This window comes from Fangia hongkongensis FSC776 = DSM 21703 (genome assembly GCF_000379445.1).
Lineage (GTDB): Bacteria > Pseudomonadota > Gammaproteobacteria > Francisellales > Francisellaceae > Fangia > Fangia hongkongensis.
On the sequence record NZ_KB902261.1, the window covers coordinates 1 to 15278 of the forward strand.

A 15278-nucleotide genomic window follows, 5' to 3' on the forward strand; every position below is an offset into this window, starting at 1 on the left:
TCACGAGGAACTAGAGATGGTTATTCAGTCTTTATATACACGCATACTCACTTGGCTGATGCTAATGGTGTTTGCTGTTACGAACTATGCAGCAACGACAGAGTATCACCTATCAGCGAGTACCACAAAAGAGTCAGCCAAATCATCAGCAGTTAGCATCAAGCGCGAAGCCGTGTTGGACAAACTCACCGCTTTGGCTGCACAAAGTAGTGCCGACTCGTTTCAATCACAAGCAGGTAACCATAATCTGGGTATTGGGGTTTCAGTAAATCCTGCAACCTTGTCAATGAACCTCAATCAAAAGATCGTTGATATTAAATCAACAGCGCACAGTAACTTTAGCTTTCCCCTTAGTATTGTCTATGCACATAATTATAATAAAGACAGTGCACTGATTGGACAATATAACCTCTCTTTAAATATTCCTTACTTACAACTTCGCTCTCAATCAAAAAACACAGCATATTATAACCTCAGTACGGGAGAGAATAACTTCCCCTTTAAAGTGACACGCGATCAAAAGGGCGATATCAGCGAGATTCACTTTTTATATGAAGCACCTAATAAAGCGAGCTTTGGTTTTGTTTTTCAAGGAGATAAAGCTATTTTAACGACAAGCTCAGGGGTGAAATATATCTTTGAAAAAGGCAGCTCTCGTTATCTCTACCGCTGTACTTCCATTATCTCAGCAACCGGTGAGCCGATTTATTTTGATTACAATGGTGATGTGATTAAAGTGTTAAATGGCAAGCAGCAAATTGTTGCGGTGGTGTTTCGCTCTGGTGCCCATGTACGCATTCAATATCTTGATCACTACGGAACAGCACGTGTCTATACCATTACACAGAACACACCCAATGTGACGATTAGCAATCCATTAGGACAAAATACAACGCTCGGCTTTGATGGACATGCTAATTTAACCAATATTACTTTAGCAAATGGCAGTTATTACAGCATTCAATATGGCGTGCTTGATAAAGTAAATTACATTATTGATGGTGAAACACAAGCCGTTGATAAACAGTTTTACTATGTGAAATCATACACCCAACATATGCTGAATCGCTATAGCGAGAATAAAACGTATCGTTATTTCCCAAGTGTTGATGGCAGTAACTTTGCAGGGAATAATATCACCTGTAGTAAGGCCATCTTTGATGCGTTAAAACCCCTTCAAGACTGGATGATGCAATGTGGCTTTAGCAATCAAGTTGGACGCTATCGTTATAGTACAACTGAAGAGGTAACCGTACCGGTCTTTAATGGAACAAATATCCCCGATCAACAAACAGCACAAACGATTCGTGGGTATAATTATCTTCAGCTTCAGGATGTAGAAACAAGAAAGGTAGATGGCAAACTTGTTTCACAAGTACAAAGCATCTTTAACCCTAAAGTATTTGAAGCAACCAAGATGGCTGATTTAAGCCCATCATATAACCAACCCCTTCAAAAAATCCAGCGCATTTATGATCAAGCGGGTATTCAGGCAAGAAAGCTTGTAACAACCTTTGATTATTATAATGATACAAGCCATCATGGTGAGCTAAAGTCAATGACTGACCCATATGGTAACAGTCAAACAATCAGTTACTACTCAAGAGTAAAGGGGATTTATCAAAGCCTGCCATCAGAGCAAACCAGTTACTTATATCAAAACCCAGATGTGATCACAACACACTATAGTGCACCGCAAATACTTAGCAAAACGGTGAAAATAGGCAATACTGATTATCAGGTTGATATGCCTTATATCACACAAATCAGTAATGATTTAAATGGAACGCAAAAGTCGCAAAGTAAGCTTAACTATGATATTGATCCTAATAGTTTAGGCTTTGGATTGCCGATGAGTACAACACGGACAAGTAATGGTCAATCAGCGGCTATTGAGAACCAAGTGCATGTTCAGGCAACCCCAGAGGGTGGTTATGTTACTTGGAGTGAAAGAAAAGCGCTTAAAGAGCATACGCTCTTAGCGCCTACCCAAATGGCATCAACTAAAAAATACTATAACCAATATGGAGCACTACTTAAAACGGTTGATCCTATCACAGGGGATATCACTACTTATGATAGTCATGATGCTTTGGGAAGAGTAACACAGCTAAGCTACTATCCAGCTGGGCAAAGCAAAAACAAGCAAGTGTATCGTTATGACTATCAAGTGCTATATGGGTACAATGATGCCTCGAGCATGGCAGGTTATGCATTAACCATTAGCGAAATCACACCGACCTCAACAGCATCAGGCTATAGCATTAAGCGTCTGTATAATGCCAATGGTCAGTTGGTTCGAACCGAAGCGCAAACACAAGATCAGAAGCAGTATTTCACCAAGCAAGAGTACTATTACAACAGTATTGGTAAGCTTGATCACAAGGTGAATTACTATTATGACGAAACAGGGAAAGCACACCCAAGCGAGACGCGTTATTTCTATGATCGCAATCAAGATGTTGCAGCGGTAACCCATCCAGATGGCAGCACCAGTGTTACATTGAATGATCCGTATCATTTGAGTAAGTTTACCTATGTGATGCAGCCAACAGGAGTGCCAACAACAGATGCAAAATCACTTTGCTTTAACCCACTTGTTTCTAATGATCAGCATCGGGTATATAACACCTGTAAAGTGGCGTCTGTTTCTGTGCAATCTGCCGAAGTGCAAGATGCGGCGCCAAGTGGGAGTGAGCGTCCTATCTGGATTAAAAATGCAGCACTGAATTATCGTATTATTCTTGATCCTAACTTTCGCTATACCGATAAAACTGGACAAAAGGTGCCGCTTTATAACGCAGGCTTCCAAGGCTTTGTGAGCAGTGTGACTCAACCACTTACACTGGGTTTGGCATTAGATTATACACATCTTGCGAATTTAGCAGATCATGTAAAAGAAGGCTGTTTAAATCGCCAAAGTTGTGTTGCTGCAAGTTTTGAGGTCTCTCATTTAGATCACTATAAACGTAATGATGTGACAGAGGATTATGTCAATGGCTATATGATCAAGCGCTTTTATGATCCCCTTCAACCCGATCAATTAAATGCACAAAGCTTTTATCTACAGCAAGATGATGGCAGCTTCAAAGCGATTAAAACACAGTATTATAGCTATGATCAGTATGGCAATCGTAATAAGATTGAAATCAGCTCTGGGGACTATAATCCAAAGGCTAAAAAGACGCTTGTGGGTGTGCGCACTTACAGTGCACTTGGCTATTTGCTTAACGCAAGCACCTTGGTGAACACACAAACCAGTCAGATAGAGATTCGTTATGACCAACAAAGTGGTTTACCGATTGAAATGCAAGATGCGCTGGGTAATCGTGTACACACAACCTATGATTCCACATGGAAAAACAAACCTGCCACCATTTACTTTTATCAACAAGGTGGCACATTGGATTTCACAGTCTCTTATCTCTATACGGTGAATGGGAATCTTAAAAGCATTAGCAAATATGATCAACAAGGTGTGTTGATAAGTCAAAAGGCCTATCAGTATGACCCCCTGACACATCAGCTCTTTGAGATCAAGGTTACTGATGATCAAGGTGATACACGCACAGTATCCAATACACATAACAACTACTTTACACTACAAAGCCAAAGCTACAGTGCCAATCAACAACCAGTGTATCAAACACAGCTTCACAGTAATGCACTGGGGCAGGTGACTCAAGTGGATTATCAAGGTGTCGCGCATTTCTCACTGTCGAGTCTTTACAATCCAGATTTAAGCTTAAAAGCACGTCTTTATGATCAACGCCAAGCAATAAGCTATGAGTATAATCCATTAGGGCAGCTCATTGGGATTAATAATTATGTTAATACACAGCCTGTGCGCAGCTACCAGTATGGTTATGATCGCTTAGGACGTAAATCATTGAAAATATCCAATACAGAATCTACAGGGCAGACCACGGAGCATTATGACTACAGTCGATTATCACAATTGGTGGATTATCAATGTAGTGGTGATGGCTGCCCTCGTAATTTATTTGGTCAACCGCTCTCTTTGATTCATTATCAATACAACAACTTATTTAATACTCTCGATCGTGTCACTGAGACCCCTGTGAATCAGACAGCAAGTCAAACAATTCAATATCGCTATCAACATCAAGATCCCACCCAAGTCAGTGAGATTGACTATGCGACAAAGGGCAAAACGACGTTAAACTACGATGCAAATGGGAATGTTATTGCCATGTCCGCATTGAATCAAAAAGGCGGCATTTCACAGTATCATATGAAGTATGATGCACAGCAGAACCTTGTTCAGCTGGATCTTGATGATAAGCAAATACACTATGGTTATAATGCCTCTGGACAACAAACTCGTGAAAGTGTATCCAAAAAAGACACCCCACCACAAACTCTAAGACAATATTACTTAGGGGGGTTGAGTGAGCAGCGTTTAGAGAATAACTCTCGTTATTATGTTGCTGGAGGGAGTATCTATCAAAATCAATATCAGCGTGATGTGAGTGATGGCTTTCATCTAACAGGCAGTCTTATTGATGGGCGCATTAGTGGGGATAAGGTCTATACACCATTTGGCTTGCAAAGTGATTTACAGCAGGCACAGAAATTAGCACTCACTATTCAAAAAACCACTTTATCTTATCGTATGATGAATACCGATCAAGAGACAGGATGGCAGTTCTTTGGTGATGGTTACCGGGGGTATGATGCCAGATTACGAGTCTTTCTTAAGCATGATAGTGCTTCTCCTTGGGCAGAGGGAGGGATCAATGGTTATGTCTATGCGGATAATGACCCAGTTAACGGCTTTGATCCGTCGGGGCATGCGACAGACAAGGATGTTAATCGTATTAATAAGGCGACCACACAATATATTGAGATGACGGAGAAGATGAAAGCATTGAGTGGGATTTTGTTAATTATCTCACTGGTTGGTGGGGTGCTTTCTTCCTTCATTCCAGGCGGACTCGCCGTGCAGCTGATTGTCGGGGTGATCAGCTCTGTGATCTTGGCGGGGATTGGGGCTATTGTCACGGCAACTTATTTGCATCAGAACTTTGGGCAGCTCTTCTCAAGTGAGTTAAGTAGTAATGAGATGTGGAAGAATATCTTGATTAACTCCGCTGTCATGGTAGCAACCTTTGGGGTCGGGAGAATGATCGGCGCCGTTATTAGTAAAATTAGGCGCTCTGCATCAGCAGCCAATAATAGCATCAGGATGATGGCTGGAGAAGGCGCATCAGCTACAAGGTTGGCTCAAACAGAGGAGAGAAGTTATCTTGCTTCGGTTGAGAATCAAACCAGCACACCAACATCAGTTTGCTTCACTGAAGGCACGCCTGTTGCCTTAGCAGATCATAAAAGCATTGCTATTGATAAAATCACCTTAGGAACCATGGTGTTAACTGCGCCCCAACAAGCAAACAAACCGATAGAAAGCACACATCATAAGGATACGGCTTATGTGAGCTATGAGCTAAGCTCACAAGGTAGCACCTATAAAGTTGTCCTTTTACAACCGCAAAAAGCGCCTCAACTCAACGCTAAAAACATCACTTTTTCGATCCCTCAGTTTGACTTACATAACATTAAAGCGACGGTTCAAGAAACAAATTCAGCCTCACTGAGTGTGAATGAGCAACTAGAGATTATAAAGAAAGAAGCCTTGTCAAAAGCACGCTTTACGAGCCATTCCAATAAAGAGATTACTGTGAATGCACTTTGCTGGAAACAAGGTAAAAACCGAATTATGTGCATCTCTCGGCCACTTGCTCCAGCACATAGTTAACCCTAAAAATGACATACAAACCAAAACCAACTACGGAGAAAATATGAAAAAAATATCAGGAATCCTTCTATTAAACGCCATCGCACTTGGAAACTGCGCATTTGCATCTGGCGCGCAAAGTGGAATAACATTTGGCGTCAACACAGGGATAGCGATTCCATCAGGCTGGTTAAAAGGAGATGATCTCTATAATTCATATGACCAAGACCCAAGTATTATATCAGCCTCGCAAAAGAAAAATAATATTACTGGTGGGCTTTCTCTTGGCTATGATTACGCCATTAACAACGCCATAAGTGTGGGTGTGGAAATTGCCACACAATACGCTTACAACATTACTGAAGTAAAAGGCTCATCAGCAACAGATAGCATGAAAAACACCCTGAGTGTCCTGAGTGTCCCTATGTTCCTTACCGGCAAATTTTTTATCCCTAACACAGGTGGATTGAACTTATTTGCAAAAGCTGGATATGCTTATAACCGCGTTAAAGACAAAAGTGAATACAGTACACCCTTTGGAGACACAAATACCAGCTCGTATCAAAATCTCTGGCGCCCTGTTGTCGCTGGCGGCGTTGGTTATAAGCTTGGCAGCTTCAATATTTTCACACAGTATCAATATAACTGGCTGCCACTATTAGGACAATCAGGTGGGGTTAGCTCCATTACTTTTGGTGCAACTTATACGCTATCTGTCTTTTAAGCATCACGACGTTAACTTTAAAACCACAGGGCAAGTTTGATGGCATATAGAGAGCTATATCAACACCAAACATCTAATACATTTACGTATCTATGTCAGTTTTGGCTGTCTCTTGCCCTTTTTCTTTTCTTAATTTCTCTTGGCTATGCCCAAAACAAAATATCATTATCTAAACACCTTGTTAGTCATCCATGGTATAACATCACTTTTCAATACATTGATACTATCGACTATCAACCATATCCTGCAAAGATTAAGCTACTTCGCCCTTTAAGCTGGCTGAAGGCACATCATATTGAAAAAGTAGGAGATAAGCTTAATCTGTCTATTTCTGAATTTGGCATCAATCAAGTCAATGCGACAGTGACGCAATTAACCCCAAGCACACTTGATATAACAGCATTTGATTATTCAAAGGAAACTACACGTCCTGTAATTGGGATATTTAAGCGCTATGCCAAGACAGTAAACACCTACACCTTTCAAGATAGAAATGGCAAAGTTGAGCAAATTCATGCGACCCCAACTCACCCTTTTTATGTGATAAACAAAAAACGTTTTATTGCTATTGATCAGCTATCATCAAAAGATCAGTTGCTAAGCGCCTATGGCAAAGAAATTCAGCTTGTTTGTCCAAAGGGAAAACTCGGTCATTGTGGCCAGCGGTATAACAGAGATGATAAGCCCATATTGGTTTATAACATTGAGGTGTATCAAACACACAATTACTATGTCGGTCGCTTTACATCACTTGTGCACAACATGTGTTCTGAGAAAGAGGCAGATAAGCTCTCCTCTAGAGATTACCTGACAGATCATAAAGGCAATCCATCGGCATTATCTGAGTATGTAGAAACCATTGAAATTCCAAACGATTTACCTAAAAGCACAGCATCACAAAAACTCTCAACGCTACCTGTATTTGGCAATGGTATTGAAACCAAATTTGTTTTATCTGAGTCAAAGGGTTTGAAAATTGCATTTGATCCTGAAGATCTTATTGAGTTTTATCACAATGATCTTATGCCAAATCAATCAGATCTGTTAACCGCTGGGTATATTGGCAAAGCAAGTAACGACAGTGAAAAGCTGATGATTTCTAATTTTTCAGGACATTATCGTCCAGAGGCCAATTCTCTAAGATATATGAAACGGTTTTTAAATGAGAAAGGAATAGATGACATTGAATTTTATGATTTTGACAATAACAAACTAGATCTTTAACTATGAGGAAAGATGATGAAACTCACCATACAATACCGACGTGTGGCCTTATTAAGCGCACTGATCACCCTCTTTAATCCTTCTTTTGCTCAAAGCATTAACTTTAATGTTAAAACGCAGCATCCACCACAAACATGGTATACACTCAATTTACAATATAACGATGCAATTGAAAAGCACTTATATCCGGCAGAGATTAAGCTACTTCGCCCTTTAAGCTGGCTGAAGGTACATCATATTGAAAAAGTAGGAGATAAGCTTACTCTGTCTATTTCTGAATTTGGTATCAATCAAGTTAATGCGACGGTGACGCAATTAACCCCAAGCACGCTTAATATAACAGCATCTAATCATTCAAAGGAAACTACACGTCCTGTAATTGGGATATTTAAACGCTATGCCAAAACAGTGAATACCTATACCTTTCAAGATAGAAATGGCAAAGTTGAGCAAATTCATGCGACCCCAACACATCCTTTTTATGTGATAAACAAAAAGCGTTTTATTGCTATTGATGAGCTATCCTCACAAGATCAGTTGCTAAGCGCCTATGGCAGAGAAGTTCAGCTTGTTTGTCCGAAAGGAAAGTTTAGTCATTGTGGCCAAAGGTATAACAAAGATGATAAACCCATATTGGTTTATAATATCGAGGTGTATCAAGCGCATAATTACTATGTCGGTCGCTTTACATCGCTTGTTCATAACAGCTGTGATTTTGAGAACACACCTTTTTCCGATATGGACATTGATGCACTTACTAATAGTGAACACACTTTTAACTCTTCACTGCCAGAGTATCAATATATCTCCCCCGTTAAAAAATATGAGGATATTATTACTTTTGAGGAAATTTATGCAAAGGATGCCTACAGGCTTGTTAAGCAAGATGGAACATTAGATGGAAATGATGAAAATATATACAGCATACACAGTATTAAGTCCTGGTTTAAAGACAATCCATGGAAGTCTCCAATGACCCGAGAGCCTATCATTGCAGTAGAGAACCTTCTCTCAAAAGAAAGAACGCCTCTAAACGAAATCATAGAGGCAGGCTTTCTTAAGCGTATTCTGATTGGCGGTGCAGCACTAGGATCTCTTTTTGGTCTGTATTATCTGATGCAAGAACTTGGATCCAAAAGTAGTTGATCCTTTGAATCGTATCCCCTTTTTACAATTTATCATAAAAAAGCAAAATAAAATTTGCACTTTGCATTTAATGATGATAGCTTGAATATATCTTATTCATTTTAGAGAGTGGAACAATGTTAAACTATACAGGTAATACACAGACAGCGCCTTGCTTATTGTCTCTTATTGCTTCTATTTCTATCTCTCTACTACTGCTCCGCCTGTAGGCGGTCTCTTTTTTATTTTTCACCCTTTTTTTTACAGTTTATTTACCCAAGCATAGAAAACCGTTATCTTTGCTAAAAATTTTAGATTTGGAGAATAGAAGTGTCTGACACACAATATGTATGGTATAACGGCAAATTTATACCAAAATCTGAGGCAAATACGCCCGTTACAACACATGCTTTACATTATGGTACTGCAGTTTTTGAAGGAATACGTGCCTATAACACTCCTCATGGGACAGCAGTATTAGAGCTAGAGGCGCATGTTGATCGTTTTATTTACTCAATGCATGCTTTGAACATGAAAGTGCCTTTTAGCAAAGCTGAGATTACCCAAGCCATTATTGATACAATTAAAAAGAATAAATTTGATGCCTGCTATATACGTCCACTTGCCTTTTATGGCGATGTTGGCGGTGTGCGCGTACTTCCAAATGACGACCACCCTATTGACCTTATTATTTTTTGTTTACCAATGGGAAGATATCTAGATGCTGATAGTGTTGATGTCATGACCAGTCAATATATTCGAATTCATCCGAAATCCAGTGTTTGCGATGCTAAAATATCAGGTCATTATGTTAATAGCATGCTTGCCAGTATGGAGTGTAAAGGAACCCATTATCATGAAGCGTTACTGCTTGACGCTGATGGCAATGTTGCTGAAGGCGCCGCACAAAATATTTTTATTGTCAAAGATGGTGCGCTTATTACCACACCACTTGGTACCATCTTAAATGGAATCACCCGAAAGCTTGTGATTAAATTAGCTCGAGACAATGGTATCACTGTACATGAGCGATATTTTAAACCTGAGGATATTATTCATGCTGATGAGGCTTTTTTCACAGGAACAGCAGCTGAAATTACACCTATTCGCAGCCTTGATGATCAACATATTGCTGGACATGGAGAGGCAGGTCCTATTACTAAGACGATCAAGGAGCTCTTCCATCACATCTATAGTTCCAGTGAACGATCTGACTCATTAACTTATATTAATAATACACATACACTTGAGCCTAATCTGCTGGGCTAGTCCCAGGCTATCTATTTTTTCTCACCATTTTTTTTAAGACATTCATTTTTACAACGCGATTACTTTTTAAAGAGGGAAGCATATGAACAAGAAACAAGTGTATATTTTTGACACTACCTTACGTGATGGACAGCAATCTCCAGGTGCTGGCATGAGTTTTGAAGACAATATTCGTTATGCTGATTATGCTGATGCGCTCAATATTGACATATTGGAAGCTGGCTTCCCATCTGCAAGTCAAACAGACTTTCAAATCGTTCATACGATATCAGAGCGTATGCGCACTCGCGGCTCAAATATGATGATTGCTGGATTATGCCAATTGCGTGAAGCACAGCTTATTAAAACAATGGAGGCGCTGGCACCCTCTCTTGCAATAAACAAAGCACGTATTCATGTTTATTTGCCTGTTGATCCTAATTTGGCACAAGCAAGCCTTGGGAAGAAAAATAATCAACAAGATCACATTAATGAAGTTTACCGTTTAATTAAAATAGCTGCCGATAAAGGCTTTGATGTTGAATTTAGCGCCGAGGGCTACTCTCGCTTAGGCGATGGTTTTGACTATGTAACAGAAATCTTTAAAGCTGCGGTTTCAGCAGGTGCTCGCACAATCAACTGCCCTGATACCATTGGTGGAGCCTGTGAGCGCGAGGGTGAGCGCTATTTTGTTAAGAATATGATTAAACATGCGGCCATTATTAAAGAGAGCTTCCCTGATCGTGAGATTATTTGGTCTGCGCATTGTCATAATGACTTTGGTCTGGCATTAGAAAACTCAATGAACGCTGTCTTTGATGGCCCAGCAAGACAGGTTGAGGCCTGTATTAATGGTGTTGGAGAGCGCGCTGGAAATGCAGCATTAGAGCAATGTGTGATGTTTATAAATGCCTTTGGAAAACAAGCTGACTGTGAGTATTTCACTAACATCAATATTGAAAATCTAAAAGAAGTATCTGATTTCATCGCTGAAAAAATGCTGCCAAAACAACCACACTCCCCGATCGTTGGCACCAATGCGACAAGACATACCTCAGGTGGGCATACAAATGCAATTTTAAAAAACCCGCTTGCCTATCAACCATTTAACCCTAAAGAGATTGGTAGTGAAGTGAGCTTTGTATTTGGTCCATTGTCAGGGGGCAACCATGCTAAGAAGATTATTGAAGAGTTTGGTTATATTTGTGAAGAGTATGAAAAGGCTGCTATTGCGCAACAAATTAAAGATCACTATCATGACAGAAGAAAAGGGATCACAGACTTTGAGCTTCTAAGTGCTTATAAAGCGATTCGCGCACCGATTAAAGCTAAGCACATCTCCTATGGAAAATCACAAGAAGATAAAACCTATCTTACCATCGATGGCGAGTTTTTTGATCAAGAAAATATCCAAGTTGAAATTGAAGGGAAAAACTCGGCATTAGCCGCTTTGGTCAGTGCAACTGAGAGCTATTTCCCCGGGATACAGGTAAAAGATTACTATGCCAAATCGTTAACTGAAGATGGCACCAACTCTAACTCACAAGCCACCATTATTATCACAGCTGATAACCATGAGCCTGTGAAAGGGATTGCAACGGATAATGATATTGAAATCTCAGCGCTTAAGGCTTTTATTAGTGCAGTCAATCAAATGTATATCGATACACAATACCGTCATTTCAATTCAACCGACACTTATATTAGTAACACAAAAAAATCAAGCGTCACAGCATAATAGGAGGATACCATGAACCCATTACACCATTTTTCTAACGATGAAAAACAAGCATTGTTTGACGCCTTATCACAGATAAAATCCCACCCTTATGACAGCTATAACGCATTTACCGATGAGTTGGATGGAATCATCAATTCAGGCAAAATTCCTGCCTTTTTTCATGAGATTTGCCACAAGATAAAAGAAGACAGAACAACAGGAAAAAGCTCAGCACATGTGCTTCGCAACTGTCCTGTGGATGCTGACATTCCAGAGTTAGACCAAGAAGACCCTTTTAAAGACAAACTCGCTAAGAAAAAAACATTTGTTGGTGAGGCATTTTTAGCACTATTTTCTAAATTAACAGCAACACCTTTACTTGCATACGGCAACCGCTTTGAGGGAAGCTTCTTTGCTGATGTGATTGCTGTAAATAAGTACAGTGGTTACGACAGCCAGTTTGGTGATACAGAGCTTGCCTATCACAATGATCGCTCAGCTCATGAAGTTCGTGCAGATTTTGTCACTTTACTAGGGACGCGCTGCCCGCAAAATGAATTAATCTTCACTAACTACATCGATGGCAAAGATATTTTGGAGTTTATTTCCCCTGAGTATGAAGCCATCTTAAGAGAGGCGCATTATTACACTCCTTTTGATATTCATAGTTTAACAACAATGAATGTTAGCGAATCAATCGCACACCCAATCATTGAGGGAGACTCTCTTATTCGCTACCGTGACTCATGGACTATCTATACAAAAGATGCACCTGAAAAGGCCAAAGAAGCACTCATTGCGTTTCGCTATGCGATGACAAGAGCGACAAAAACACACCATCGCATGCAAGATGGCGATCTTTTTAGTTTCGGTAACCAAAGAGGACTCCACTCTAGAGAGCATATGGAGATTGTGGATAAAGATACCGCACGCACGCGCTGGCTTTTAAAGACGTATTCATTTAAAGATAAAGAAACTGCAGAGAAATTCACACATCGCTATAAAAAAGAGGCTTTTGGCTGTGTGGATGATTAACCCTATAGGCACAATATGAAAAACATTCGCGCACAGAATATCTTATTTCTTTGTGATGATATTCATCTTGTTAAAGAGCAGCTTAATGGTCACAAGCTGACAAGCATCCCGGAACTTCATACACTTCGTGATGACATATCAACAGATGAGATCATCCCTGTATCACGTATGTATCACTATGATGATAAGCTAAAACACTATGCACATATTGGCTTTGAAACCCAAGGGGAAAAGCCAATAGAAAAAGACACTTTAGTCAATGGGGGTTTTAACATCCTTGTTGCAGGGAAACGATACGGAAAAGGCTCTTCTCGTGAACATGCTCCACTTGCTGAAATCTCTGCGGGTATTGAACTTGTTTTTGCTGAAAGTTTTGAATATATCTACCAGCAAAACGCTGCCAACATTGGTCTTTTAACGTCAACTGATTTTTCACTTTTAGAAGCGCTTATGCGCGGTGAATCCATTGATATAGAAGCTATTTTAAAAGGCTACTCTCCACTTAGCGCTGAGATTGTTAGAAGTGGTGGGCTGATCCCTTATGGACAACATCAATCAAATCTAAACCATATAGAAAGCACACCAACAAAACCGCAAAGCTATACAGAAAAAATTCTCAGAAGACATTTATTACAAGGGGAATATCAAGCCGGTAGTGATACTTTTATCAAAGGTGATTGGCGCTTTACACATGAGGCTTATTGCGGCATGGCAGAGTACTTATTATCCCAACATTATCCAGAACCACTGCCACTGCATCAACCTGAAAAAATTGTTATTTTTGAGGAGCATTTCGCTTACAGACACAGAAGCACACATTATCAGAACTTGGGCGTTGTCAGAAAATTTGATGCACTAGGCGAAGCGACACGAAACTTTGCTAAAAAATATCCGGTAAATTTCCATGGTTTATTAAAAGATCAAGAAGGCTCTGAGGGTATTACACACCCTATTATGATAGAGCGCTACGCCCTTCCGGGTGAGGTTGTTGTTGGGACTGAATCGCACACAACACATATTGGTGCCATTGGTGCATTTACTGCTGGTGTAGGAACAACTAACATGGCCAATGCCATGGTAACAGGACAAGTTCGCTTTAGTATTCCAAAGGTTGTCAACATCCACTTAACTGGACAGTTAAAGACCGGCGTTATGGCAAAAGATATTGTGCTTTATCTACTATCACGAAGCGATATTAAATCAGGTGCATTAATCGGTAAAGCCATTGAGTATACAGGTGAAATTATTGATGCTTTGGGCATTGATGAGCGTGCGACCCTTACAAATATGGCTGTTGAAATGGGCGCGGTAACTGGCATTGTTGCGCCAGATGAAAAAACTATTTCATTTCTAAAAGAACATCGTAATATTGATTTTATACCCGAGAGCTGGATGCAATCAGACAAAGGTGCAAATTATGCCAAAACCTTTCACATTGATTGTAGTCACATTTCAGCTATGATCTCAGCACCCGGTGATCCTGGAAATGCACTTTACCCTCAAGAGCTTTCAGAGGCCATTAAAATCGATATTGCCTATGGCGGATCATGCACAGCAGGAAAAAAAACAGACTTTGACCATTATTACAAAGTCTTAAATTGGGCATATAACCAAGGACTTAAAGTACATAAAAATGTAAAACTCTACTTACAGTACGGCTCAATTAACGTGCTTAAATACTGCCAAGATAAAGGATACACGGCATTATTTAATCAAATGGGTATAGAGATCTTAAACCCACAATGCGGTGCATGCTGTGGCTGCGGCCCTGGCGCATCCAGTCATCAAGAGCAAATAACAATCAGCTCGATTAACCGCAACTTCCCCGGAAGATCAGGACCTGGAAAAGTCTGGCTTGGCAATCCTGAAACCGTGATTGCAAGTGCGATTATGGGCAAGATTTGCAGCTTTGAGCAATTACAACAATCTTACAAAGAGCGAGGCTTAGCAAAAAGTGATTAAGGTAATTTAGGAAGTACTTAAAGCTTTTTAGATAATTCATATTACTCCAAATCTGCATTCTCGATACTATGGACTTTAGACAGATCAACTGAGTTTGTGTGATGTAGAGCTAAACCCGGCCTTAAATTGATATTTAAAATGGGCATAATCTCAACTTTTGCTTTTGTTATCTCAGCATTTAAAACATGTCCACCTAATTTAGTCGCCCCTGAAAAATTCCTTAAAGCTATATAAGTAGTGTGTTAGCACTTGAAATTTCGCAAGCTAAATTGCAAGATTTATGGTATCAACCATGCAAAACCTTGCAATTTCATGCGTAATAAAGAGCAAAAATTCAAAGAAACCAAAGACCTATTCAAACCAGAATTATCAGAGCAAATTGATCTTTCTCATAAACTTTGCTTATTAGCTGATTTTATTGATTGGGAGAAGCTGGATGATTATCTATCAAACTGCTTTAGTGAACATTCAGGTCGTCAAAG

General features: G+C 39.8%; 8 protein-coding genes. All 8 read left to right on the top strand.

Features of this window, described 5'->3' with window-relative positions; translation table 11 throughout:
- Positions 1–16: 16 nt before the first annotated feature.
- A complete protein-coding gene (locus A37Q_RS0108270; RefSeq protein ID WP_018299807.1) occupies positions 17–5779 on the top strand; it encodes an RHS repeat domain-containing protein in 5763 nt (1920 codons plus the stop codon).
- Between the two features lie 43 nt (positions 5780–5822).
- Positions 5823–6482: an outer membrane protein gene (locus A37Q_RS0108275; RefSeq protein WP_018299808.1), complete on the top strand. Its 660-nt coding sequence runs from the start codon at positions 5823–5825 to the stop codon at positions 6480–6482.
- A 39-nt stretch (positions 6483–6521) separates the two neighbouring features.
- Positions 6522–7706, top strand: a complete 1185-nt coding sequence (locus A37Q_RS0108280; protein ID WP_018299809.1) for a Hint domain-containing protein — start codon at positions 6522–6524, stop codon at positions 7704–7706.
- 15 nt (positions 7707–7721) lie between these two features.
- Positions 7722–8852 (top strand): Hint domain-containing protein, encoded by a 1131-nt coding sequence (locus A37Q_RS0108285; RefSeq protein WP_018299810.1) that lies wholly within the window; start codon positions 7722–7724, stop codon positions 8850–8852.
- Between the two features lie 309 nt (positions 8853–9161).
- Positions 9162–10100, top strand: a complete 939-nt coding sequence (locus tag A37Q_RS15035; RefSeq protein WP_018299811.1) for a branched-chain amino acid transaminase — start codon at positions 9162–9164, stop codon at positions 10098–10100.
- 82 nt (positions 10101–10182) lie between these two features.
- Positions 10183–11817 carry a homocitrate synthase/isopropylmalate synthase family protein gene (locus tag A37Q_RS0108295; RefSeq protein WP_018299812.1) on the top strand — a complete coding sequence of 545 codons (1635 nt, stop codon included), beginning with the start codon at positions 10183–10185 and terminating at the stop codon, positions 11815–11817.
- 12 nt (positions 11818–11829) lie between these two features.
- Positions 11830–12834: a Fe(II)-2OG oxygenase family protein gene (locus A37Q_RS0108300; RefSeq protein ID WP_018299813.1), complete on the top strand. Its 1005-nt coding sequence runs from the start codon at positions 11830–11832 to the stop codon at positions 12832–12834.
- A gap of 15 nt (positions 12835–12849) precedes the next feature.
- Positions 12850–14796, top strand: a complete 1947-nt coding sequence (locus A37Q_RS0108305; protein ID WP_018299814.1) for an aconitase family protein — start codon at positions 12850–12852, stop codon at positions 14794–14796.
- The last annotated feature ends 482 nt before the right edge of the window (positions 14797–15278 follow it).

Coding starts and splice junctions, on each gene's coding strand:
- A37Q_RS0108305 (WP_018299814.1), top strand. CDS start 12,850: ATGAAAAACATTCGCGCACAGAATATCTTATTTCTTTGTGATGATATT.
- A37Q_RS0108270 (WP_018299807.1), top strand. CDS start 17: ATGGTTATTCAGTCTTTATATACACGCATACTCACTTGGCTGATGCTA.
- A37Q_RS0108275 (WP_018299808.1), top strand. CDS start 5,823: ATGAAAAAAATATCAGGAATCCTTCTATTAAACGCCATCGCACTTGGA.
- A37Q_RS0108295 (WP_018299812.1), top strand. CDS start 10,183: ATGAACAAGAAACAAGTGTATATTTTTGACACTACCTTACGTGATGGA.
- A37Q_RS0108300 (WP_018299813.1), top strand. CDS start 11,830: ATGAACCCATTACACCATTTTTCTAACGATGAAAAACAAGCATTGTTT.
- A37Q_RS0108285 (WP_018299810.1), top strand. CDS start 7,722: ATGAAACTCACCATACAATACCGACGTGTGGCCTTATTAAGCGCACTG.
- A37Q_RS0108280 (WP_018299809.1), top strand. CDS start 6,522: ATGGCATATAGAGAGCTATATCAACACCAAACATCTAATACATTTACG.